Source organism: Nonomuraea sp. NPDC049714 (genome assembly GCF_044465295.1).
Lineage (GTDB): Bacteria > Actinomycetota > Actinomycetes > Streptosporangiales > Streptosporangiaceae > Nonomuraea.
Map to the genome: position 1 here is coordinate 45,561 of NZ_JBITLM010000020.1, position 23,877 is coordinate 69,437.

The 23,877-nt window shown below is 70.4% G+C and carries 21 protein-coding genes; 16 read left to right on the forward strand and 5 right to left on the reverse strand.

Features of this window, described 5'->3' with window-relative positions; genetic code table 11:
- Positions 1-57 precede the first annotated feature (57 nt).
- The gene (gene pgm / locus ACIBQX_RS47160; RefSeq protein WP_397016729.1) at positions 58-1,689 is read right to left on the reverse strand and encodes a phosphoglucomutase (alpha-D-glucose-1,6-bisphosphate-dependent); all 1,632 of its coding nucleotides are present in this window, start codon (positions 1,687-1,689) and stop codon (positions 58-60) included.
- A 104-nt stretch (positions 1,690-1,793) separates the two neighbouring features.
- On the opposite strand from pgm, the gene ACIBQX_RS47165 reads away from it, so the two are divergent.
- The 3 genes from ACIBQX_RS47165 to thrS are packed head-to-tail and all read left to right on the forward strand — an operon-like array spanning position 1,794 to position 5,329.
- The gene (locus ACIBQX_RS47165) at positions 1,794-2,690 is read left to right on the forward strand and encodes a TIGR03564 family F420-dependent LLM class oxidoreductase (protein ID WP_397016731.1); all 897 of its coding nucleotides are present in this window, start codon (positions 1,794-1,796) and stop codon (positions 2,688-2,690) included.
- Positions 2,691-2,720: 30 nt separating this feature from the next.
- Complete coding sequence (locus tag ACIBQX_RS47170; protein WP_397016733.1) at positions 2,721-3,326, forward strand: glycoside hydrolase family 25 protein; 606 nt, start codon at positions 2,721-2,723, stop codon at positions 3,324-3,326.
- 35 nt (positions 3,327-3,361) lie between these two features.
- Positions 3,362-5,329, forward strand: coding sequence for a threonine--tRNA ligase (gene thrS, locus ACIBQX_RS47175; protein WP_397016884.1), 1,968 nt, complete (start codon positions 3,362-3,364; stop codon positions 5,327-5,329).
- A 136-nt stretch (positions 5,330-5,465) separates the two neighbouring features.
- On the opposite strand, the gene ACIBQX_RS47180 is transcribed toward thrS, so the two are convergent.
- The gene (locus ACIBQX_RS47180; RefSeq protein ID WP_397016735.1) at positions 5,466-6,188 is read right to left on the reverse strand and encodes a PIG-L deacetylase family protein; all 723 of its coding nucleotides are present in this window, start codon (positions 6,186-6,188) and stop codon (positions 5,466-5,468) included.
- A gap of 92 nt (positions 6,189-6,280) precedes the next feature.
- On the opposite strand from ACIBQX_RS47180, the gene ACIBQX_RS47185 reads away from it, so the two are divergent.
- Together ACIBQX_RS47185 and ACIBQX_RS47190 are read left to right on the forward strand one after the other, a co-directional pair.
- Positions 6,281-7,306 (forward strand): RNA polymerase subunit sigma-70, encoded by a 1,026-nt coding sequence (locus ACIBQX_RS47185; RefSeq protein WP_397016737.1) that lies wholly within the window; start codon positions 6,281-6,283, stop codon positions 7,304-7,306.
- Between the two features lie 111 nt (positions 7,307-7,417).
- Positions 7,418-7,888, forward strand: a complete 471-nt coding sequence (locus ACIBQX_RS47190) for a hypothetical protein (RefSeq protein WP_397016739.1) — start codon at positions 7,418-7,420, stop codon at positions 7,886-7,888.
- 24 nt (positions 7,889-7,912) lie between these two features.
- Here ACIBQX_RS47190 and ACIBQX_RS47195 read toward each other — a convergent pair whose 3' ends face one another.
- Complete coding sequence (locus tag ACIBQX_RS47195) at positions 7,913-8,485, reverse strand: Asp23/Gls24 family envelope stress response protein (protein WP_397016741.1); 573 nt, start codon at positions 8,483-8,485, stop codon at positions 7,913-7,915.
- 82 nt (positions 8,486-8,567) lie between these two features.
- On the opposite strand from ACIBQX_RS47195, the gene ACIBQX_RS47200 reads away from it, so the two are divergent.
- Positions 8,568-9,098 (forward strand): HIT family protein, encoded by a 531-nt coding sequence (locus ACIBQX_RS47200; protein ID WP_397016743.1) that lies wholly within the window; start codon positions 8,568-8,570, stop codon positions 9,096-9,098.
- Between the two features lie 13 nt (positions 9,099-9,111).
- On the opposite strand, the gene ACIBQX_RS47205 is transcribed toward ACIBQX_RS47200, so the two are convergent.
- On the reverse strand, positions 9,112-10,677 hold the full coding sequence (locus tag ACIBQX_RS47205; protein WP_397016745.1) for a glycoside hydrolase family 10 protein: 1,566 nt from the start codon (positions 10,675-10,677) through the stop codon (positions 9,112-9,114).
- A 121-nt stretch (positions 10,678-10,798) separates the two neighbouring features.
- Positions 10,799-12,937 carry an elongation factor G-like protein EF-G2 gene (locus ACIBQX_RS47210; protein WP_397016747.1) on the reverse strand — a complete coding sequence of 713 codons (2,139 nt, stop codon included), beginning with the start codon at positions 12,935-12,937 and terminating at the stop codon, positions 10,799-10,801.
- 166 nt (positions 12,938-13,103) lie between these two features.
- On the opposite strand from ACIBQX_RS47210, the gene pgsA reads away from it, so the two are divergent.
- The 10 genes from pgsA to ACIBQX_RS47260 all read left to right on the forward strand — a co-directional run bounded on the left by pgsA (position 13,104) and on the right by ACIBQX_RS47260 (position 23,866).
- Entirely contained in the window at positions 13,104-13,706 is a 603-nt protein-coding gene (pgsA, locus tag ACIBQX_RS47215; protein ID WP_397016749.1) for a phosphatidylinositol phosphate synthase, read from the forward strand.
- The gene (locus ACIBQX_RS47220; protein ID WP_397016751.1) at positions 13,703-14,611 is read left to right on the forward strand and encodes a phosphatidylinositol mannoside acyltransferase; all 909 of its coding nucleotides are present in this window, start codon (positions 13,703-13,705) and stop codon (positions 14,609-14,611) included. Before pgsA ends, ACIBQX_RS47220 begins: the two co-directional genes overlap by 4 nt.
- A complete protein-coding gene (locus ACIBQX_RS47225) occupies positions 14,608-15,738 on the forward strand; it encodes a glycosyltransferase family 4 protein (protein WP_397016753.1) in 1,131 nt (376 codons plus the stop codon). Before ACIBQX_RS47220 ends, ACIBQX_RS47225 begins: the two co-directional genes overlap by 4 nt.
- Positions 15,735-16,277 carry a hypothetical protein gene (locus ACIBQX_RS47230; RefSeq protein ID WP_397016755.1) on the forward strand — a complete coding sequence of 181 codons (543 nt, stop codon included), beginning with the start codon at positions 15,735-15,737 and terminating at the stop codon, positions 16,275-16,277. Before ACIBQX_RS47225 ends, ACIBQX_RS47230 begins: the two co-directional genes overlap by 4 nt.
- 100 nt (positions 16,278-16,377) lie before the next feature.
- The gene (locus tag ACIBQX_RS47235) at positions 16,378-17,355 is read left to right on the forward strand and encodes a DUF3048 domain-containing protein (protein WP_397016757.1); all 978 of its coding nucleotides are present in this window, start codon (positions 16,378-16,380) and stop codon (positions 17,353-17,355) included.
- 112 nt (positions 17,356-17,467) lie between these two features.
- Positions 17,468-18,388 (forward strand): pyridoxal 5'-phosphate synthase lyase subunit PdxS, encoded by a 921-nt coding sequence (pdxS, locus tag ACIBQX_RS47240; RefSeq protein ID WP_397016759.1) that lies wholly within the window; start codon positions 17,468-17,470, stop codon positions 18,386-18,388.
- Between the two features lie 228 nt (positions 18,389-18,616).
- Positions 18,617-20,311: an alkaline phosphatase D family protein gene (locus ACIBQX_RS47245; protein ID WP_397016761.1), complete on the forward strand. Its 1,695-nt coding sequence runs from the start codon at positions 18,617-18,619 to the stop codon at positions 20,309-20,311.
- Between the two features lie 129 nt (positions 20,312-20,440).
- Positions 20,441-21,031 (forward strand): pyridoxal 5'-phosphate synthase glutaminase subunit PdxT, encoded by a 591-nt coding sequence (gene pdxT / locus ACIBQX_RS47250; protein WP_397016762.1) that lies wholly within the window; start codon positions 20,441-20,443, stop codon positions 21,029-21,031.
- Positions 21,032-21,034: 3 nt separating this feature from the next.
- A complete protein-coding gene (locus ACIBQX_RS47255; protein WP_397016764.1) occupies positions 21,035-21,787 on the forward strand; it encodes a YebC/PmpR family DNA-binding transcriptional regulator in 753 nt (250 codons plus the stop codon).
- Between the two features lie 165 nt (positions 21,788-21,952).
- Positions 21,953-23,866 (forward strand): carbohydrate ABC transporter permease, encoded by a 1,914-nt coding sequence (locus ACIBQX_RS47260; RefSeq protein ID WP_397016766.1) that lies wholly within the window; start codon positions 21,953-21,955, stop codon positions 23,864-23,866.
- Positions 23,867-23,877: the final 11 nt, after the last annotated feature.

The window sequence follows — 23,877 nt, forward strand, 5'->3', positions numbered from 1 at the left end:
GCCCGCGCCGGGGGACCGGCCTCCCCTGAGCCAGCGCCAGGGACCGGCCCGCTCAGCTCAGCTCAGGGCCGAGGAGACCAGTGTGCGGGCCTCCTGCTGGACTTTCGCGAGGTGGTCCGGGCCCTGGAACGACTCGGCGTAGATCTTGTAGACGTCCTCGGTGCCGGACGGGCGGGCGGCGAACCAGGCGCTCGCGGTCGAGACCTTGACCCCGCCCAGGGCCGACTCGTTGCCGGGCGCCGAGGTCCGCACCGAGGTGATCGGCTCGCCGGCCAGGCTGGAGGCGGTCACCTGGTCGGCCGACAGCTTGGCCAGCACCGCCTTCTCCTCCCGCGTCGCCGGGGCGTCCACCCGTGCGTACGCGGGCTCGCCGTACCGCGACGTCAGCGACCGGTAGTGCTCGCTGGGCGAGCGGCCGGTGACGGCCTGGATCTCCGACGCCAGCAGCGCCAGGATGATCCCGTCCTTGTCCGTCGTCCACACCGAGCCGTCACGGCGCAGGAACGACGCCCCCGCGCTCTCCTCGCCGCCGAAGCCGAGCGAGCCGTCCAGCAGGCCGGGCACGAACCACTTGAAGCCCACCGGCACCTCGTACAGGCGCCGCCCCAGCGAGTCGGCGACCCGGTCGATGATGCCGCTGCTGACCATCGTCTTGCCCACCCCGGCCTCGCGCGGCCAGCCGTCGCGGTGCTCGTACAGATAGGAGATGACCACGGCCAGGTAGTGGTTGGGGTTCAGCAGGCCGCCGTCGGGGGTGACGATGCCGTGCCGGTCCGAGTCGGCATCGTTCCCCGTGGAAATATCGTATTTATCCCGATTCGCGATGAGCGAGGCCATGGCGTGCGGTGACGAGCAGTCCATCCGGATCTTGCCGTCCCAGTCGAGCGTCATGAATCGCCACGTCGGATCGACCAGCGGGTTGACCATGGTCAGGTCGAGCCGGTGACGCTCGGCGATCTCCCCCCAGTAGGCGACGCTCGCGCCGCCCAGCGGGTCGGCGCCGATCCGCACGCCGGAGGCCCGGATCGCGTCCAGGTCCACGACGTTCGGCAGGTCGTCCACGTACGCGCCGATGAAGTCGTGCCGGCCCGCCTCCTCCAGGGCCTTGGCGTACGAGACGCGGCGGACCCCCTTGAGGCCCTGCGCCAGCAGCTCGTTGGCGCGGTCCTGGATCCACGAGGTGATGCCGGTGCCCGCCGGGCCGCCGTCCGGCGGGTTGTACTTGAAGCCGCCGTCGGCCGGCGGGTTGTGCGACGGCGTGATCACCACACCGTCGGCCAGGCCGGACGTGCGGCCCCGGTTGTAGGTGAGGATCGCGTGCGAGACCGCGGGCGTCGGAGTGTAGCCGTCGCGGGAGTCGATCAGCACCCGCACCCCGTTGGCCGCGAGCACCTCCAGCGCCGACACCCGCGCGGGCTCCGACAGCGCGTGCGTGTCGATGCCCAGGTACAGCGGCCCGTCGGTGCCCTGGTCCCGCCGGTACTCGCAGATGGCCTGGCTGGTGGCCAGGATGTGGTCCTCGTTGAACGCGGCCTTCAGCGACGAACCGCGATGCCCCGACGTGCCGAACGCCACCCGCTGGGCCACCTCTCCGGGGTCCGGGTGGAGCGCATAGTAGGCGGTCACCAGCCTGGAGACGTCGACCAGGTCGGCGGGCTGAGCGGGCTGTCCCGCGCGTTCGTCGGTCATGTGGCCACTTTACAAAGGGCCGATGAAACCGCCGGGTCGACACCCCTCCGCGTTCAAGATCGGAGTTACACTCGCCACAGCCAACAGAATGGAGTTCTGGAGCCATGCGATTCGGACTGCTCCTCAGCGAGCCCACCGGCCAAGATCCGTTCGCCGAGCTGAGCGAGAAGATCGCGAGCGCGGCCGACGACGGCTTCGACTCGGCCTGGATGTCGCACATCTTCGGCCTCGACGCGCTCACCGCGCTGGCCGTCGCGGGCCGCGGGCACGCGATCGAGCTCGGCACCGCCGTGGTGCCGATCTACCCGCGCCACCCGGCCGCGCTCGCCCAGCAGGCCATGACCGTCAACGCCGCCCTGGGCGGGCGGCTGACGCTCGGCATCGGGCTCTCCCACCGGGTCGTGATCGAGGACATGTACGGCTACAGCTTCGACAAGCCGGCCAGGCAGATGAAGGAGTATCTGGAGGTCCTGCTGCCCGCCTCCCGCGGCGACCAGGTCGATTACACCGGCGAGACCGTGAAGGCCAACATCCGCCTCGGCGCGCCCGGCGCGGGCTTCCCGGTGCTCGTCGCCGCGCTCGGCCCGCGCATGCTGAAGCTGGCGGGCGCCGTGGCCGACGGCACCGCGCTCTGGATGACCGGCCCCAAGACCGTCGCCGACCACATCGCGCCCACGATCAACGCGGCCGCCGCCGAGGCCGGCCGCGAGCGCCCGCGCATCGTCTGCTCGCTGCCCGTCAGCGTCACCGACGACCCCGCCGCCGCCCGGGCGCGCGCCGACGAGATGTTCGAGGTGTACGGCCAGCTCCCCTCCTACCGGGCCATGCTGGACCGCGAGGGCGCGGCCGGGCCCGGGGACGTGGCGATCGTCGGCGACGAGTCCTCCGTCCGCGCCCAGATCGAGCAGCTCGCCGAGGCCGGTGTGACCGACTTCGTGGCCTCCGTCTTCGGCGACCGCCGGCGCACTCACGAGGCGCTGATCGGCGCGTCGAAGGCCTGATCGGGAGACGTCCCCATAAACTCCGGCACGATGAAGGGCTTGCTGCACGGCATAGACGTGTCCAACTGGCAGGGCTCCGTCGACTGGGGCTCGCACGCCAGGTCGGGGGTGGCGTTCGCCTTCGCCAAGGCCACCGAGGGGGGCGACTTCACCGACCGGTGGTTCGCCCGCAACTGGGACGGCATGCGGGAGAGCTGGATCGTCTGCGGCGCCTACCACTTCGCCCGTCCCAAGGGTGACCCCGCCGAGCAGGCGCGCCACTTCCTGCGCACCGTCGGGACGGCGGGCGGGCTGCGCCGGGGCGACCTGATCGCGCTCGACCTGGAGACCGCCGACGGCCAGCGGCCGGAGGAGGTCGCCCGCTACGCCCGACGCTGGTGCCGCGTCGTCGAACGGCGCTCGGGCGTGCGCCCGTTCATCTACACCTACCACTCCTTCGCGGCCGCGGGTCACTGTGCCGGCCTGGACGAGTATCCGCTCTGGATCGCCAGCCCGCACAGCCCGCGCGGCAGGCCCACGGTGCCCCGGCCCTGGCTGGACTGGACGATCCACCAGCACGCCAACAGCCCCGTCGACCGTAACGTGTTCTACGGCAGCCGCCGGGACCTGACCAGGCTGGGGTACGACCCGCGATAGCATCGGATCACCATCTCGCGCCACCCAAGGGAGTCATCGTGTCAGCCGAGCTACGCATCACCCTCGCCGGAGCCGAGCGTGTGGTCGCGGCCGGCACGACGGCCGGCGAGGCGCTGGAGGCCGACGGCCGCACCGTCATCGCCGCCCAGGTCAACGGCGAGGCCCGGGACCTGGCCTGGCCGCTGGAGCAGGGCGACGTGGTCGAGCCCATCGACGTCTCCAGCGAGCAGGGCAGGGCGATCGTCCGCCACTCCACCGCCCACGTCATGGCGCAGGCGGTGCAGGAGCTGTTCCCCGAGGCCAAGCTGGGCATCGGCCCGCCGGTCGACAACGGCTTCTACTACGACTTCGACGTCGCCCAGGCCTTCCACCCCGACGACATCAAGCGCATCGAGAAGCGCATGCGTGAGATCGTCAAGCAGGGACAGCTGTTCTCCCGCCGGGCCGTCAGCGACGACGAGGCCCGCCAGGAGCTCGCCGGCGAGCCGTACAAACTGGAGCTCATCGGGCTCAAGGGCGGCGCCGCGGACGAGGAGTCGGTGGAGGTCGGCGCGGGGCAGCTGACCATCTACGACAACCTCGACGCCAAGACCGGCGACCTGCGCTGGAAGGACCTGTGCCGCGGTCCGCACGTGCCGTCGACCCGGTCCATCCCCGCCTTCAAGCTCATGCGCTCCGGCGGCGCCTACTGGCGGGGCAGCGAGAAGAACCCACAGCTCCAGCGCATCTACGGCACCGCCTGGGAGTCCCGCGACAAGCAGGACGAATACCTCAAGCTGCTGGAGGAGGCCGAGAAGCGCGACCACCGCAAGCTCGGTGCGGAGCTGGACCTGTTCAGCTTCCCGCCGGAGCTGGGCAGCGGACTGCCGATCTTCCATCCCAAGGGCGGGATCATCCGCAAGGAGATGGAAGATTACATGCGCAGGCGGCAGGGCGAGGCGGGCTACGAGTTCGTCAACACCCCGCACATCACCAAGTCGACGCTGTTCGAGACCTCCGGCCACCTGCCGTGGTATGCCGAGGACATGTTCCCGCCCTTCGAGCTGGAGGGCATCGAATACCGCGTCAAGCCGATGAACTGCCCGATGCACAACCTGATCTTCCGGGCGCGCGGGCGCTCCTACCGTGAGCTGCCGCTGCGGCTGTGCGAGTTCGGCTCGGTCTACCGCTACGAGAAGTCGGGCGTCGTGCACGGCCTGACCCGGGTGCGCGGCATGACGCAGGACGACTCGCACATCTACTGCACCCGCGAGCAGATGGTCGGCGAGATCAAGAGCCTGCTCACCTTCGTGCTGAGCGTGCTGCGCGACTTCGGCCTGGCGGAGTTCTACCTGGAGTTGTCCACCCGCGACGACTCCGACAAGTTCATCGGCGACCCGGCCGACTGGGACGAGGCCACCGCCGCGCTGCGCCAGACGGCCGAGGAGTCGGGGCTGGAGCTGGTCGACGACCCGGGCGGCGCCGCCTTCTACGGCCCCAAGATCTCCGTCCAGGCCAAGGACGCGATCGGCCGCACCTGGCAGCTGTCCACCATCCAGCTCGACCTCAACCAGCCCAAGCGGTTCGAGCTCGAATACCAGGCCGCCGACGGCAGCCGCCAGACGCCCGTAATGATCCACCGGGCGCTGTTCGGCTCGATCGAGCGCTTCCTCGGCGTCCTCACCGAGCACTACGCGGGCGCGTTCCCGCCCTGGCTGTCCCCGGTCCAGGCGGTCGGCATCCCGATCGCCGACGCCCACGCCCCCTACCTCCAGGACATCGCCAAGCGGTTGCGCGAGCGCGGCATCCGGGTCGAGGTGGACGTGGCCGACGACCGCATGCAGAAGAAGATCCGCAACGCGCAGAAGGCCAAGGTGCCGTTCATGCTGCTCGCGGGCGACGACGACATCGCCAACGGCGCGGTGTCCTTCCGCTACCGCAACGGCGAGCAGAAGAACGGCGTCCCGGTGGACGAGGCGATCGCCGAGATCGTCAACGCCGTGGAGCGTCGCGTCCAGGTCTGAACGAAGCACCCGCCCGGCCTGGCTCGCACGGCTTCCCTCGGGAGCCGAGCGAGCCAGGCCGTGACCGTCCGGCGACCGGGATATCCGCTCACCGGCCTGTTCGCTCGCCGGCCTGTTCGGGCGGCGGGGTGGTCGGTCAGCGGGGATAGAGGCGGAAGGTCACGGCGGGACGCCCGGCGAAGCGTTCGGCCGCCTGGCGGACGCTGTCCTCGATGAAGGTGCGGGCGTAGGTCTCCGGGTCCTCGTCGGTGAGGGCCTCGATGTAGGCGCGGTGCTCGATCAGCGAACGTACGCCTGCCTCCAGGCCGTCGGTGACGTCCACGGCGTGGGTGGGGGAGTCGGTGCCCGCGACGGCCACCCAGCGCACGCCGTCCCACGGCTCAGCGTCGGTGTCCGGAAATATCCATCTGTTTCCGGCGTCGGCGGCGGCGTCCAGCGTGGCCCTGCCGACCGCCTTGTGGTCGGGGGTGTTCCACACCGTGCCGCCCCAGGTGTCGTCGAAGTTGAGCGTGATCACCAGCTCGGGGCGGTGCCTGCGGATGGCGGCCGTGAGGTCCCGGCGCAGCGTCGTACTGTATTCGATCACGCCGTCGGCGTGGTCGAGGAACTCGACGCTCGGCACGCCGACCACCGCGGCACTGGCGCGCTGCTCCCGCTCGCGCACCGGACCGGCCTTGGCCGGTTCGAGGCTGTCGATGCCGGCCTCTCCCCGGGTGGCGAGGAGGTAGGCGACCTCCCGCCCTTCGCCGGTCCAGGTCGCCACGGCCGCCGCGCAGCCGTACTCCAGATCGTCGGGGTGCGCCACCACGGCCAGGGCGCGTCGCCAGTCGGTGGGCATGGGGTTCAGCTGCTCAGCCATAATCGTCACCCTAAACCGGTTCAAGGCCAGAAACCGTCGGTCCCGAGGTCTACGATGACCCGCGTGAACGGGCGAGCCGGGGGGCGAGTGCGGTGACGGGGCCACAGCGGGCGGCGCAGGCGAGCGAGGTCGTCGAGGCGATCCGGGCGGGAGATCAGGCGGCGTTCGCCGAATCGGCCGAGCGCTATCGGCATGAGCTGCAGGTGCACTGCTACCGCATGCTCGGGTCCTACACCGATGCCGAGGACATGGTGCAGGAGGCGTTGCTGAAGGCGTGGCGCGGGCGGGAGACGTTCGAGGGGCGTTCGACGTTCAGGGCGTGGCTCTACCGGATCGCCACGAACGTGTGCCTCGACGCGCTGTCCGGCCCGGCCCGCTCGCGGGAGGTCGTGGTGACCATGCAGGCGGGCGAGCGGTCGGCGCCGGCGGAGGTGCCGTGGCTGCAGCCGTACCCCGATCGGCTGCTGGACCTGGCGGGGCCGGGTGAGGGGGAGCCGGACGCGCTCGTGGTGGCCAGGGAGACGATCGAGCTCGCCTACCTGGCCGCGATCCAGCATCTGCCGCCGCGCCAGCGGGCGGTGCTCATCCTGCGTGACGTGGCGGGCTGGCCGGCCGAGGAGACCGCGGGGGCGCTGGAGATCAGCGTGCCGGCGGTCAAGAGCGCCCTGCAGCGAGCCAGGGCGACCCTCCGCCTTCACCTGCCCGAGCGGCGCTCCCGGTGGGGCCCCGCGAGCGAGCCCAGCGAGGAGGAGCGGGCGGTGCTGCGGCGTTACATGCGCGCCTCGGAGGAGGGCGACCTGGTGAGCCTGGCCGCACTGCTCCGCGAGGACGCCCGCCAGGCGATGCCGCCCGCCGTCCTGCTGTACGCCGGGCGCGAGGCGATCCTGGACATGTGGCGTCCGGTCATGGCGGGGCCGCAGGCGTGGGGTGAGTGGCGCTCGATCCTCACCTTCGCCAACCGGCGGCCCGCGGTGGCCAACTACGTCCGGCGCGACGGCGAGGCCTCGTTCACGGCCGTCAACCTCGACGTGCTGCGGGTCGAGGACGGCCTGATCGCGGAGATCACCACGTTCGGCCCGGACGTGCTCGGCTCATTCGGCCTCCCTGACACCCTCTGACCAGCCGAAAGGGAAATTTCCAGATTAATTCCTCTGGGCCGATTCCTTTCGCCGCGCTCTCCGGTCATATGGGCAACACCGGTTGAAACGACGAACCAGAGGGCTCACGACATGACCGAGCACACCGACATCGACATCGACATCGACACCGACAACGACACCGTTGGGCCCGACGCCCAGCTCAAGGCCCTGGACCGGCTGGTGGGCACCTGGCGGGTGGCCGGCGGCGCCGAGGGCACCGTCACCTTCCGCTGGCTCGACGGCGGCTTCTTCCTCATCCAGGAGGTCGACCTCGAGCAGTACGGCCAGCGGATCAAGGGAGTGGAGGTGATCGGCCGGGAGCGGCCCTTCGGCGCCGACCGCCCCGGTGAGGACATCAAGTCCCGCTTCTACGACAGCCTGGGCAACACTTTCGACTACGTGTACGAACTCGACGGCGACACGCTCACCATCTGGGGCGGCGAGAAGGGCTCACCCGCCTACTACCAGGGCACCTTCAGCCCCGACGGCGACACCGCCACCGGCGCCTGGGTGTACCCGGGCGGTGGCGGCTACGACTCCCGGATGACCCGGATCAGGTGAGGCGGGCGGGTGCGGCCGCGTGTTCTAGAACGGGTCCTCCTCCTGGGGGTCCGGGCTCGGTCTGGCCTCGCCCGGGAGGCGGACGTCGTCGACCGTGACGTTCACCTCCACGACCCGCATGCCCAGCATCCGGCTCACGCTCCTGGCGACGTTGGCCTTGACCTCGGCGGCGACCTCCATCACGACATGGCCGTACTCGACCACGACCGTCAGGTCGATGCCGACCTGGCGGTCCTGGATCTGGGCGCTCACCCCCTGGGTGCCGCGCCGGGATCCGATGCCGATGCGGTCGCGTACGGACTCGATGGCGCGCGCGAGGTCGCCGCCGAGGTCGGCGACGCCCGCCACCTCCAGGGCGGCCAGCGCGGCGACCTTCTCCACCACCTCGTCGGCCACCGTGATCCGTCCCTTGACGACGGGGGTGTGGGGGGCCGGCGACGTGTCGCCGTACGGCGGGGAGCCTGGCGCGTGGTCGCCGGGCGGGGTTGAGGGGTCGGCGGAGCCGTCAGGCGCGGTGGTGAGCGCGCTGTCGGAGGGGAGGTCGTCGTCGGCGGTGGGCTCGGTCGGGGCGGTGTGCACGGCTAGGGCGTCGCTCATGGCAGCCTCCTTCGGGCGTGTCTGGATTGTGCCGGATGCGCACCCCGTTTGTCCGCTGACCCGTGGCCCTATGCTGCTAGATATGCACGATCAGGCAGGAGCCGGGGAGCCGGACAACTTCCAGCGTCTGTGGACTCCGCATCGCATGGCCTACATCAAGGGTGAGAACAAACCGACGGGGTCGGGGCCTGACGACGGCTGCCCGTTCGACGCGATCCCCAAGATGAGCGACGAGGACGGCCTGGTCGTCGCCAGGGGTGAGGTGGTCTACGCGGTGCTCAACCTCTACCCCTACAACTCCGGCCACCTGATGGTCGTGCCCTATCGCCACGTGTCGGACTACGACGAGCTCGACGCCGCCGAGCTCTGCGAGCTGGGGGAGTTCACCCAGCGGGCGGTGCGGGCGCTGCGGACGGCCAGTGGCGCGCAGGGCTTCAACGTCGGCATGAACCTGGGCCACGTCGCCGGCGCGGGCATCGCCGCCCACCTGCACCAGCATGTGGTGCCGAGGTGGGGCGGCGACACCAACTTCATGCCGGTGGTCGCCCGGACCAAGGTCCTGCCGGAGCTCCTGCGCGACACCCGTCAGCTGCTCGCCGACACCTGGCGGTGAGCGGGCGGCCCGATCAGGACGCCTTCACCTTGATCTTGACCGCCTTGCTCTCGTTGTGCAGGCGGTCCAGCGACGTCACCAGGTAGGTGCCGGCGGACGGGGCGGTGAACGACGGGCCGTTCGTCACGGCGACGAGGTTGCGGGCGTCGGTGGTGTGGCAGTCGTCGCCCGACTTCGGCACCTGGTAGACGGCGTACGAGCGCGCTCCCGGCATGGCCGTCCACGTCACGGCCGTGCCGGCGGCCTTGACGTCCGACGGCGCGGCCGGGGCCTGGCCGCCGCGCTCCTTCATCAGGGGAAGCAGGGCCGGGTGGCTGTAGTGCGCCTTGGCGACCCGGTCGATGGCGCCCAGCGGGTTGGTCAGCAGTTGCTTGCCGCTGAAGTAGACGTCTCCGTCGATCTGCTCGTGCTTGCGGTTGAGCGTCAGGTGGGCCGACAGCTCGCCCGGCTTGGTCCAGGCGGCCTCGTCCTTGGCGCCGACCCGGTAGAGGGCCTGGCCGATGTAGAGGTGGACGTCGGTCCCCTTGACGGCACCGGCCCACCAGGGCGCCAGCGCCTTGTAGTTGGCCGTCTTGTGGCTGCGCGACCAGTAGAGCTGGGGCATCACGTAGTCGACGGTGCCGGACTTGATCCAGGCGCGGGCGTCGGCGTAGATCGAGTCGTAGGCGGACATGCCGCCGGTGTCGGAGCCGCTCGGGTCGTTGGACTTGTTGCGCCAGATGCCGAACGGGCTGACGCCGAACTTGACGTGCCCCTTGGTGGCGTGGACGGCCTCGTCGACCTCGGCGATGAGCTTGTTGACGTTCTGGCGGCGCCAGTCGGCCAGCTTCTTGCCCTTGCCATACTTTGTAAAGGCGGCGGCGTCGTCGAACGTGCCACCCCCACCCGGGTAGGGGTAGAAGTAGTCGTCGAAGTGCACGCCGTCGATGTCGTAGCGCTTCACCACGTCGGTGACGACCTTGGTGACATGGTCGCGGACCTGGGGCAGGCCGGGGTTGAAGTAGACGCGGTCGCCGTACTTGACGGTCCAGGCCGGATGGCGGCGCGCGGGGTGGTTCGACGGGAGCTTGGAGACGTTCGCGTCGTAGGAGGCGCGGTACGGGTTGAACCAGGCGTGAAACTCCATGCCCCGCTTGTGCGACTCCTGGATGAGGAACGGCAGCGGGTCCCAGCCCGGGTCCTTGCCCGCGGTGCCGGTGAGGAAGCGCGACCACGGCTCGATCGACGACTTGTAGATCGCGTCGGCGGCCGGCCGCACCTGGACGAACACCGCGTTGAGCCTGCGCTTGGCGGCGGCGTCGAGCAGCTTGACGTACTCGGCCTTCTGGCGCTCGACCGCCAGGCCCGTGCGGGAGGGCCAGTCGATGTTCTGGACGGTGGCGATCCACACACCGCGCAGCTGCCGCTTGGGATATCGGGCGTCGGCCGTGCAGGCGGCGGTCTCGACCGTCTCGGTCGTCTTCTTCTTGGCCGCGGTGGCCGCCGTGCTCTGGTCAGCTCCGGGGCCGAAGGTGTAGGCGGCACCGGTGGAGACGATCGCGAGGGCGGCAACGGCTAGGAGTGGGCGTCCGGTTCGCATAATGCTACCCAGTGTGACATCAGCTCCGGCGTGCTCCGTACGGAAAAAGGAAATCGACTTGTGATGCCATTGTGATGAACGGTGGCGCTGTGCCGGGAGGGGCGAACCTCCCGGCCACGCCTCACCCCGTCTCCGCGACCTTGCCCACCAGATGCGGCGGCAGCGGCTCGTAGCGCAGGAACGCGCGGTGGAAGGTCCCGGTGCCGTGCGACATGGACCGCAGGTCGATCGCGTAACGGGTGAGCTCCAGCTCCGGCACCTCGGCCTTGACCAGCGTGCGGCCGGTGCCGACCGGCTCGGTCCCGAGCACCCGCCCGCGGCGCGCGGAGAGGTCGGACATCACCGCGCCGACGTGGTCGTCGGCGACCAGCACCGACAGCTCGTCCACCGGCTCGAGCAGCAGCGTCGGCACCTTCGCGGCGGCCTCCTTCAGCGCGAGCTGACCGGCGATCTGGAAGGCCATGTCGGAGGAGTCCACCGAGTGCGCCTTGCCGTCGTACAGCGTGACGCGCACGTCGACCATCGGGTAGCCGGCGACGACGCCCCGCTCCATCTGCGCTCGCACGCCCTTCTCCACCGACGGGATGAACTGCCTGGGCACCACGCCACCGACGATCTTGTCGACGAACTGGAACCCGCCGCCGGACGGCAGCGGCTCGACCTCCAGGTGGCAGATGGCGTACTGGCCGTGGCCGCCGGTCTGCTTGACGTTGCGGCCCATCGCCTGGCACTTGCCGCCGAACGTCTCGCGCAGCGGCACGCGCAGCTCGACCCGCTCGACCTCGACGCCGTGGCGCTTGGACAGGCGGTCCAGCAGCACGTCGGTGTGGGCCTCGCCCATGCACCACAGCACGAGCTGCCGGGTCTCGGGGTTGTTCTCCAGGCGCAGGGTCGGGTCCTCGGCCACGAGGCGGCCCAGCGCCTGGGACAGCTTGTCCTCGTCGGCCTTGGATCGGGCGCGGATCGCGATCGGCAGCAGCGGCTCGGGCATGCTCCAGGGGGTCATCAGCAGGGGCCGGTCGACGTCTGAGAGCGTGTCGCCGGTCTCGGCCCTGGACAGCTTGGCGACGGCGACGATGTCGCCGGCCACGCCCTTGGCGGCGCCGCGCTGCTGCTTGCCCAGGGGGCAGGTCAGGGCGCCGATGCGCTCGTCGAGGTCATGGTCCTCGTGCCCGCGGTCGGCCAGGCCGTGGCCGGAGACGTGCACGGTCATGTCCGGCCGCAGGGTGCCGGAGAAGACGCGGACCAGGCTGATGCGGCCCACGTACGGGTCGCTGGTGGTCTTGACGACCTCGGCGACCAGCGGGCCGTCGGCGTCGCAGGCGATGCCCTGGACCGGCTTGCCGTCGAGGGTGGTGATCTCGGGCATCGGGTGTTCGAGCGGGGAGGGGAAGCCCTGGGTGATGAGCTCCAGCAGCTCGGTGGCGCCGACGCCGAGCCCGGTGCAGAGCACGGGGTAGAAGCTGCCCCGGGCGACGGCCTTCTCCAGGTCGTCGATGAGGACGCCGGTGTCGATCTCCTCGCCTTCGAGGTAGCGCTCCATGAGCGACTCGTCCTCGCTCTCCTGGATGATGCCTTCGAGCAGGACGCCGCGGTGTTCCTCGATCTGGGTCTGGTATTCAGTGCCCGGCTCCTTCTCGGTGCGGGAGCCGGTGGCGTAGTTGTAGAACTTCTGCGTCAGCAGCCCGATCAGGCCGTTCACATGCCCGTTGGTGATCACCGGCAGGTAGAGAGGGGCGACGCCGTCGCCGAAGATATCCTGGCAGGTGGCGAGCACGTCGTCGAAGTCCGCCCGCTGGTGGTCGATCTTGGTGATCACGACGGCCCGGGGCATGCCGACCTGGGCGCACTCCTCCCACAGCATCTGTGTCAGGCCGTCGACGCCGTCGCAGGCGGACACGACGAACAGGGCGGCGTCGGCGGCGCGCAGCCCGGCGCGCAGGTCTCCGACGAAGTCGGCGTAACCGGGGGTGTCCAGGAGATTGATCTTGATGCCGGTGTGCATGATCGGTGCCAGCGTGAGGTTGACCGAGCGCTGCTGGCGGACCTCGACCTCGTCGAAGTCGCTGACGGTGTTGCCGTCCTCCACCCGGCCGGGCCGCTGGATGGTGCCGGTGGCGGCCAGGAGCTGCTCGACCAGGGTGGTCTTGCCCGATCCTGAGTGGCCGACCAGGACGACATTGCGTATCACGTCCGCCTTGTCGGCCGCTGGTGCCCTGCCCGCGGCTCCCATGGCACTGGTTGCGTTCTTGTCCGCCACATCGCCTCCCGCGTCGTCGTTGTGCGTGCCAACGCCGCGCCCGCACGGAGGGGATCAGGACCGCATGGACGCGGTGTGTTCACCAAATACCCCTGTGGCGGATATCACAAGAGGGGTGAAGCAAAGAAAGTCGCCGGCCGCCGGATGGCCTACGATCGACAGCGCGATGCTGAAACTCCTGCGCCCGGCCATGACCCGGATACTCACCCCGCTGGGCAGGGCACTGGTCCGCCGCGGGATCGGCCCGAACGCCGTCACGGCGATCGGCACCCTGGGCACCGTCGTCTCCGCCCTGCTCTTCTTCCCGTTGGGACAGCTGCCCGTGGGCGCTGTCGTGATCACGGTCTTCGTGCTGTTCGACCTGCTCGACGGCCTGGTGGCGCGGATGGGCGGGGGAGGGGGCAGCACCTGGGGCGCGTTCCTGGACTCCACGCTCGACCGGGTGGCCGACGCGGCCATCTTCGCCGGGCTGATCCTCTACTTCGTGTCCACCGGTGACGGGCTGCTGACCGCGGTGACGCTGTTCTGCCTGGTGGCCGGCCTGCTGGTGTCGTACGCGAAGGCGCGGGCCGAGGGGCTCGGGCTCACCTGCGACGTGGGCCTGGCCGAGCGGCCGGAGCGGCTGGTGGTGGTGCTGGTCGCCACCTGCTTCGGCGGGCTGGGCGTGCCCTACATCCTGGCGGCCGGCATGTGGTTGCTCGCGGTGGCCAGTGGCGTCACCGTTGTACAGCGTGTTGTCCATGTCTACCGGCAGGCGAGGGAGCGATGAGCGACAAGCCGTCAGTCAGCGATCGCGTCGTGGCCGCGGGGTTCGCGGCCGGCTGGACGCTGGTCCCGCTGCTGCCCGAGCGGCCGACGGCCGCGGTGTTCAGCTTCATGGCCGATCGGGTGTGGCGCAAGGGCGGCAGATCCGTGAGCCGGCTGGAGACCAACCTCGCCAGGGTGACGGGGCTGGCGCCCGGCAGTCGTGAGCTCCGCGAGCTGAGTAAAGCCGGCATGCGCTCTTATTTCCGTTATTTTCATGAAATCTTCCGGTTGCCGAAGATGAGCACCGAGGAGATCGTCCGGCGCAGCCACGTGATCGGCGCCGAGCACGTGCACGACAACGTGGCCGCGGGCCGCGGCGTGGTGCTCGCGCTGCCGCACATGGGCAACTGGGACCAGGCGGGGGCCTGGCTGGTGGGAGTGGGACACCCCTTCACCACGGTCGCCGAGCGGCTCAAGCCGGAGTCGCTGTTCCGCCGCTACGTGCGCTTCCGCGAGAGCCTCGGCATGGAGGTGCTGCCGCTGACCGGCGGCGACGGGCACAACTTCGGCACCCTGGCCACCCGCGTGCGCAAGGGCGGCGTGGTCTGCCTGCCGGCCGAGCGCGACCTGACCAAGAGCGGCGTCGAGGTGGAGTTCTTCGGCGCGACCACCAAGGTGCCCGCCGGGCCGCCGCTGCTGGCCGTGCAGACGGGCGCGGCGCTGCTGCCGGCCATCGTCTACTCCGTCGGCGACGACTGGGGGATCCACATCCACGAGGAGATCCCGGTCCCGGCCGAGGGCACCCGGCAGGAGAAGGTCGCGGCCGTGGCGCAGGGGCTGGTCGGCGTGTTCGAGAAGGGCATCGCCGAGCATCCTGAGGACTGGCACATGCTGCAGCGGCTGTGGCTGGAGGACCTGCGCCCATGAAGGTCGGCATCGTCTGCCCGTATTCCTGGGACATGCCGGGCGGCGTCAAGCAGCACGTCGACGACCTGGCCCAGGCACTGATCGCGCACGGGCACGACGTCTCGGTGATCGCGCCGGCCAGCGAGGACGACGACCTGCCCCCGTATGTGACCGGAGCCGGCCGGGCGGTGCCGGTGCCCTACAACGGGTCGGTGGCCAGGATGTCGTTCGGGTTCATCTCGGCCGCGCGGGTGCGGCGCTGGGTGCGCGACGGCGGCTTCGACGTGCTGCACATCCACGAGCCGCTGGTGCCGAGCCTGGGCGTGCTGGCCTGCTGGGCGGCCAAGGGGCCGATCGTGGCGACCTTCCACGCCTCGTGGGTGCGCTCGCGGGCGATCGCGGTGGCCGAGCCGTTACTGCGCAGCGCGCTGGAGAAGCTGAGCGGGCGCATCGCGGTCTCCGACGCGGCCAGGAAGAGCCTGGTCGAGCAGTTCGGCGGCGACACGGTGCTGATCCCCAACGGGGTGACGGTCGGCCGCTACACCACCGCCGAGCCGCTCGACGGCTGGGGGGCCGACGGCGCGACCATCGGTTTCCTGGGCCGGATGGACGAAGAGCGCAAGGGCCTGCCGATCCTGCTGGAGGCGTACAAACTGCTGGCCGCCGATCGGCCGGAGCTCAAGCTGCTGATCGCCGGGCCGGGTGACGCCAAGGACGTCTACGACCGGGTGCCCAAGCGCTTCCATGACCGGGTCACGGTGCTCGGCATGGTGAGCGAGGCCGACAAGATCCGCGCCTACCATTCGGTCGACGTCTTCTGCGCGCCCAACACGCGGGGCGAGAGCTTCGGCATCGTGCTGGCCGAGGCGATGGCCTCGGGCGCGACGGTGCTGGCCAGTGACATCCCCGCGTTCCGGCGGGTGCTCGGCGACGGCCAGGCGGGCGCGCTGTTCGCCAACGGCGACCCCGCCTCGCTCGCGCGCGAGGCGGGCGCGCTGCTCGACGCGCCGGAGCGGCGGGCCAAACTGGCGGAGGAGGCGTTGGTCGCGGTGATGAAGTACGACTGGTCGACGGTGGCGCGTGACGTGGTGCGGGTGTACGAGACCGTGACGGCCGGTGGCGCCGGGCGGGTGGAGGAAGACCTGTGACATCCACCATGATCTTCCTGATCGTGGGCATCGTCGTGGTGCTCACGGCCGTCTACATCTCCTGGCGGGCCGGCCGCCTGGACCGGCTGCACATCCGGCTGGAGCTGGCCCGCGAGGCGCTGGAGGCGGCGCTGGTGCGGCGCCGGGCGGTGGTGCTGGAGCTGGCGGGCTCGCGGCTGCTCGACCCGGCGACCTCGCTGGTGCTCGCGGCGGCGGCGCACGAGGCCAGGATGGCGGGCCCGGAGGAGCGTGAGCACGCCGAGAGCGATCTGTCGGGCGCGCTGCGCGCGGCGGTGGACCAGGAGCGGTTCCGGGAGAAGCTGTCGGAGTCGCCCGGCGGCCAGGATCTGCTGGAGGAGCTCGACGCGGCCGTGGCCAAGGTCGTCTACTCGCGCCGCTTCTACAACAACGCGGTGGGGGTCACGCGTACGGCGCAGCGCCGGTGGCTGGCTCGGACGCTGCGGTTGGCCGGCCACACGGAATATCCCCAATTCTTCGAGATTGATGACAATCCACCTGTGGCCATGGCAACTGAATGACCCGATTTGTATAGACCGGTAAGCTTCCTTCCGTTCTGGGCAAAAGCGGAGGAGTGGACACGTGCGGCTACCCCGGATGATCACGGTGACGCTTGCCGGAGTGGCTATCTTGATACCCACCGCGGCCTGCTCGTCCGACGAGCCCGCCGCCGGTCAGGCGCCTGAGGCCAGCGTCTCCACCGGCCCGATCGAGGAGCCGACGCCGGAGAAGCTGCATCCCTTCACCGGCAAGCCCTACACCGCGGCCAAACGCGTGGTCGCCGTGAAGATCGAGAACACCGCGGCGGGCAAGCCGCAGCTCGGGCTCAAGAGCGCCGACATCGTCTACATCGAGCAGGTCGAGGCCGGTCTGACCCGCCTGATGGCGATCTTCTCCTCGAAGATCCCGCCCAAGGTGGGCCCGGTCCGCAGCGCCCGCATCTCCGACCTGCACATCGCGCCGATGTTCGGCAAGCCCGCGTTCGCCTACTCCGGCGCGCAGACCAAGATGCTGCCGTTCATCGCCGAGGCGTCGTTGTTCGACGTCTCCGACAGCAGGGTGCCGGGCGCCTACTTCCGCCAGCCCGGCCGCTTCGCCCCCTACAACCTGTTCGCCGACACCAAGAAGCTGATATCCGCCGCGCCCAAGGCGAGCAAGGCCAAGGACGTGGGCTTCACCTTCGGCGACCCGCCGGCCGAGGGCGGGGTCGAGCGGAAGTCGTACACGGTCAAATGGCCCGCCGCCCGCTTCACCTTCACCTGGTCCGAGGCCAAGAAGCAGTGGCTGATCTGGCAGGACGGCAAGAAGGACATGGCCGCCGAGGGCGGCCAGCTGGGCGCGCCCACGATCGTCATCCAGTACACCAAGACCGAGCGCTCCGAGTTCCACGACAGCAACCAGAGCTACACGCCCCTGGTGCACACCACCGGCAAGGGCTCGGCGATCGTGCTGCGCGACGGCCAGGCGTACAAGGCGAAGTGGGAGCGGGAATCCGAGGACGGGGGCACGACGTTCACCACACAGAGCGGCGAGCCGATGAACTTCGCGCCCGGCCAGGTCTGGGTGGCGCTCGCCAGCCGCAAGCCCGTGATTCCTTGACGTACGAAATTCCTCGCCATCGCTGACATGGTGATATGCGGGGAATGAGCGCCTCAGGACCTACGATGGGTTTGATAACTTACCGTCCCCCCAGAGCTCGTGAAGGAAGACCGTGTCCAGCAGCACGCCCGAAACCGCTTCAACCACCGGCCCCGTCACCGGCACCGCCCGGGTCAAGCGAGGCATGGCCGAGATGCTCAAGGGCGGCGTCATCATGGACGTCGTCACCGCGGAGCAGGCCAAGATCGCCGAGGACGCCGGGGCGGTCGCCGTCATGGCTCTGGAGCGGGTGCCCGCCGACATCCGCGCGCAGGGCGGCGTCTCCAGGATGAGCGACCCTGACATGATCGACGGCATCGTGGCCGCCGTCTCGATCCCGGTCATGGCCAAGGCCCGCATCGGTCACTTCGTCGAGGCCCGCGTGCTGCAGGCGCTCGGCGTGGACTACGTCGACGAGTCCGAGGTGCTCACCCCGGCCGACTACGCCAACCACATCGACAAGTGGCAGTTCACGGTGCCCTTCGTGTGCGGGGCGACCAATCTGGGCGAGGCGCTGCGCCGCATCACCGAGGGTGCGGCCATGATCCGCTCCAAGGGTGAGGCCGGCACCGGCGACGTCTCCAACGCCGTCACCCACATGCGCACCATCCGCGCCGAGCTCAAGCGGCTGTCCTCGCTGCCCGAGGACGAGCTGTACGTCGCGGCCAAGGAGCTGCAGGCACCCTACGAGCTGGTCGTCGAGGTGGCCCGCGCCGGCAAGCTCCCGGTCGTGCTGTTCACCGCGGGCGGCATCGCCACCCCGGCCGACGCCGCGATGATGATGCACCTCGGCGCCGAGGGCGTGTTCGTCGGGTCCGGCATCTTCAAGTCCGGTGACCCGGCCAAGCGCGCCGCCGCCATCGTCAAGGCCACCACCTTCTACGACGACCCCGACGTCATCGCCAAGGTTTCGCGCGGCCTGGGCGAGGCCATGGTCGGCATCAACGTCGACGAGATCCCGCAGCCGCACCGCCTGGCCGAGCGCGGCTGGTGATCGGCGTGTCCCGTCCGGGGGCCTGTCACGCCGCATGACATGATCGTCCGCGGTGGGCGGCCCAGGCCGCCTGGCGGGGGCGTCGTGGTGTGACGGTAGAAATTTCCGAAGAAGGCGACATCCACGAAGGATGTCGCCTTTTTCGTGTTGGGTGGAGTTAACTCCGTGGTCATGGTGCCGAGTCAGGCTGTCGGTCGTCCCCCGGCCATGATCGTCCCAGGAGCACCCATGCCCGAACTCAACCGCCGGCACTTCCTCGTCACCGGATTAGCGGCAGGCGCCGCCGCGGCCGTCCCGACAGGCGCGGCGCACGCGGACCCCGGCCCTGCCGCCGACCCCGCCGCCGAGACCGCGCAGAGCCTGGCCTCGCGCGGGTTGCGCGCCGACCCCTTCACCCTCGGCGTCGCCTCCGGCGACCCGGACCACCGCGGCTTCGTCCTGTGGACCAGGCTGGCCCAGGAGCCCCTGGCCGAGGACGGCCTCGGCGGCATGCCGCAGCGCCCGTTCCCGGTGCTCTGGCAGATCTACGCCGACGAGCGCTGCCGCCGCCTGGTCCGCTCCGGCGTGACCGTGGCGGCGCCGCAGTGGGGCCACAGCGTGCACGTCGAGGTGGACCACCTGAGCGCCGGCCGCGAATACTGGTACCGCTTCCGCGTCGGCCCGTACATCTCCCCGGTGGGAAGGGCGCTCACCGCGCCGCACCCGCGCTCGTACGGCGGGCCGCTGGCGATGGCCTTCGTCTCGTGCGCGCAGTACGAGCACGGCTACTTCACCTCCTACCGCAGACTGGCCGAGGAGCACCCGGACGTCGTCCTGCACCTGGGCGACTACACCTACGAGTACACCAAGAACACCTACAACAGCCCCGGCGGCAACATCCGCCACCACGAGGGGCCGGAGACCGAGACGCTGGCCAACTACCGCCAGCGCCACGCCCAGTACAAGGCCGACCCCGACCTGCAGGCCGCGCACGCCGCCGCGCCGTGGCTGGTCGTGTGGGACGACCACGAGCTCGACAACAACTGGGCCGACGAGGTGCCGGAGAAGCCCGAGGTGCCGCAGCCGAACTTCCTGTCCCGGCGTGAGGCCGCCTTCCGGGCGTACTACGAGAACATGCCGCTGCGCCGCACCTCCATCCCGCGCGGCATCGACATGCAGCTCTACCGGCGGGTCCGGTGGGGCCGGACGGCCACCTTCCACATGCTCGACACCCGCCAGTACCGGGACGACCAGGGCTGCGGCGACGGCTACCGGGACTGCCCCGCCGCCGTCGACCCGACCCGGTCGATCACCGGGGCCGAGCAGGAGGCGTGGCTGCTCGACGGCTTCCGCCACTCGCAGGCCCAATGGGACATCATCGGCCAGCAGGTCTTCTTCGCCCAGCGTGACAACAACGCCGGCCCCGCGAAGATCACCAGCCAGGACGCCTGGGACGGCTACGTCGCCTCCCGCCGCCGCATCACCCAGGGCTGGATCGACGCCGAGGTGCGCAACCCCGTCGTGCTCACCGGCGACGTGCACGCGCACTGGGCCAGTGACCTCAAGCTCGACTACGACGACCCCACCGGGCCGTCGGTCGGCTCGGAGCTGGTGGCGAGCTCGATCTCCACCGGCGGCGACGGCGGCGACTCCGACCCGGCCGCCCACCCGTTCCTGCAGATCAACCCGCATCTGAAGTTCTACAACAACCAGCGCGGCTACGTGCTGACGAAGATCGATCGCGACCTGCTCACCGCCGACTTCAAGGTGGTGCCCCAGGTGCGCGAGCCCGGCGCGGAGGCGCACACCAAGGCCACGTTCGTGATCGAGGACCGGGTGCCGGGCGTGAAGCAGACCTACCTGCGCCCGATCGACCCGACGCTGCGCCTGCGCACCGAGATGACCGTGGAGGAGACCGTACGCCTGGAGACCGAGCGTCCCTGAGCCCGGACGACGGCGGGGCGGCATCCGGACGGGTGCCGCCTTTCTCGTCTTTCCGCGGGTCTGTAGGAAGATGTCAGGCGGACGTGGTGTTGAATCGACTGCACCCGCAACCTGACGGAAGGATGAACGTTGCCCGCGATCGGTGTACTCGCGCTGCAGGGAGACGTGCGCGAGCATGTGCGCATGCTCCAGGAGGCAGGCGCCTCGGCCACGGCCATTCGCCGGCCCGGCGAGCTCGACGCGGTCGACGGGCTGGTCATCCCCGGCGGTGAGTCGACCACCATGGGGAAACTCGCCGAGACCTTCGACCTGCTCCAGCCGCTGCGCATGCGGATCAAGGAAGGCATGCCCGCCTACGGATCCTGCGCCGGCATGATCATGCTGGCCGACCGGATCGAGGACGGCGCCGCCGGTCAGCAGACCATCGGCGGCATCGACATGGTCGTCAGGCGCAACGCCTTCGGCCGCCAGATCGACTCCTTCGAGGCCGACCTCGACTTCGCCGGCTCGCCGCTGCACGCCGTGTTCATCCGCGCGCCGTGGGTCGAATCGGTCGGCGCGGACGTCGATGTGCTGGGCACGGCCGAGCCTGGCGATAGGATCGTCGCGGTTCGCCAAGGACCGTTGCTCGCGACCTCGTTCCACCCGGAGCTGACCGGGGACCCGCGGGTGCACCGTTACTTCGTAGACATGGTTGTCAACACAGTGAGGGATCAGTAGCCAATGTCCGGCCACTCCAAATGGGCGACGACGAAGCACAAGAAGGCCGTGGTCGATGCCAAGCGCGGCAAGCTTTTCGCGAAGCTCATCAAGAACATCGAGGTGGCGGCCCGGACCGGTGGCCCTGATCCGGATGCCAACCCCACCCTCTTCGACGCCATCTTCAAGGCCAAGAAGAGCTCCGTGCCCAACGACAACATCGAGCGCGCCCGCAAGCGCGGCGGCGGCCTGGAGGCCGGCGGCGCCGACTGGCAGACCATCACCTACGAGGGCTACGCGCCCGGCGGCGTCGCGGTGCTCATCGAGTGCCTGACCGACAACCGCAACCGCGCCGCCTCGGAGGTGCGCGTCGCGCTCACCCGTAACGGCGGCTCGCTGGCCGACCCCGGCTCGGTGTCCTACATGTTCAACCGCAAGGGCGTCGTGCTCGTGCCCAAGGGCGGCCTCGACGAGGACACCGTCCTGATGGCCGTCCTCGACGCGGGCGCCGAGGAGGTCAACGACCTCGGCGACTCCTTCGAGGTCGTCTCCGAGGCCGGCGATCTGGTGCCGGTCCGCAAGGCGCTGCAGGAGGCCGGCATCGACTACGACTCGGCCGAGTCCAGCTTCCTGCCGACGATGAGCGTGCCGCTGGACGAGGAGGCGGCCAAGAAGGTGTTCCGCCTCATCGACGCGCTCGAGGACAGCGACGACGTGCAGAACGTGTGGGCGAACTTCGACGTGTCGGACGACGTCATGGAGAAGCTCGACGTCTGACGCCCTCCAGGCGCTTCTCAGAGCGCCGGTACGGCGAGTACAGGCAGGTGCCCGTTGATCTGGGCCTCCTCCTGCCGTGGGGCCGATCTGGCGGCATCTGAGGGTTTCACCGTTCTCGGCTTCCAGTTGGCCGGGTACACGGGAGTCGGCGTAAGGTCGGGCGTCGTGACCTCCCGCACAGCACCCCAGGCCCCCTCGCCCGCGCTCGGCTGGCTGCTCCTCATGCCGGCCGTGTTCGGCACCCTGATCACGCTGGTCCTGCCCACCGTGCAGACGATCGCGTTCAGCTTCAGGTCGGGCGGGCTCGTCGGCCCGTCGGAGTCGGTGGGCCTGAAGAACTACGACACGGTCCTGGGCGCGGCCGGCTCGCTCTGGCCCGCGCTGGGCTTCACCCTGTCGCTCACGATCATGCCGCTGCTCGTCGCCCTGGTGGTCGGCCCGCTGCTGGCGCTGGCGCTCGACCGGGCCGGCGCCTGGCCCAGACGGGCCGGCCGGATCGTGCTGTCGCTGTCCCTGGTGACCTTCTCGCCGGCCGCCGTGGCCGTGTCGTGGCTGCGCGGGCTCGATCCCGCGGCGGGCGGCCTGGCCACGATGGTGCGCGCGTTCACCGATCCGGAGACGGCTCCGGGCACCTTCCGGCTGGTCGTCGCCGCCACGACGTTCGGGCTGGTGTGCGCCCTGGCCGTGCTGGCCTTCCTGCCCGCCCTGCGCGGCGGCACCGTGACCGGGGCCATGTTCGCGGTGGCCGGCGTCGTCGCGCTGGCCGCCGTCGCCACCGGCCTGCAGATGTTCACGCTGAGCCTGGCGCTCACCCGTGGCGGTCCGCTCGACTCGACGATGACGCTCGCGCTCCTTCAGTACACCGTCGTCTTCCAGGTGGCCCGGCTCGGGGTGGGCGCCACCATCGCGACCGCGACGGGGGTGATCCTCGGCGCGCTGGGCATCGCCGCCGCGCTCATCGTGGTGATCAGCGGCATGCGGATCGCCCTCACCGCACCGCCCGCGACGGACCAGCCGCCGCCGTCCGACCAGCCGCCCTTCCCAGGCCAGGCACCCGTCCCAGGCCAGGCGACGCCGTACGGACAGTCGCCCTTCCCAGGCCAGGCGCCGTCGTACGGACAGCAGGCGTACGCGCACGTCGGTCAGCAGCCTCCGGCGGGTCAGCAGCCTCCGGCGGGTCAGCAGCCTCCGGTAGGTCAGCAGCCTCCGGCCGGGTGGCCGGCTCAGGGCGGGCAGGCGTACCCGAAGGCCGGGCAGGCCCACCCGCCGGGCGGGCAGGCGGACGGCGCGGCGTCCGCCGGCTCCGCGCGGCGGCCCTCGGTTGTGGCGGTCGTGGTCGGGGTGCTGGCGCTGCTGGTCGTCGCCGTGATCATGGTCATCTGGGCCTGGCCGTGGCTGGCGGCCCTGTTCACGCCTCCCGGGGAGGCCGCCCCGGCGCCTTCCGGGTTGCGCGTCCAGCTGAACACGTGGGTGCCCGCGCTTCTGGGCGCCCTGGTCTCCGTGGGCGTCGCCTACCTGGGAGCGCTCGGCATCGGCGGCCTGCGCCCGCTGGGCCGCCGCAGCGAGTGGCTGTTGCTCCCGTTCGCCCCCTGGCTGCTGGTCGGCGCCGGCCCGCTGAGCGTCGCCAACTGGAACAACCTGCGCGGCCTCGGCCTGATCGACACCTTCGTGGCGCTGATCCCGCCGCTGCTGATCAGCGTGCCCGCGCTGTTCGTCCTGACCCTGCTGTGCAAGGGACTGGCCACGCGGACCGACCGGGATTTCCTGAGCGGCGTGGTCCTGCCCTCGCTGCCCATGGCGGGCATCCTGGCCGGCGCCGTGACGCTGGTGAACGCCCAGGACCTGCTCTGGCCCCTGCTGGTCGCGCAGGACAGAGAGCTGGCCACCGCCCCCGTCGCCCAGCTGATGCCGCTCAACGGGTTCGGCGGCGGGGCGGCCGAGGTGGGCGTCACCACCCCGCTGATCGTGGTCGGGCTCGCGCTGGCCGCCGTGGTCGCCGCGCAACTGCTCTACCTGGACCGGCTGGCCATCACGGTCGGCGGCGACACCCGGTCGCGAGTGCCCGCGCCACCTGCGTAAGTTTGGTCATT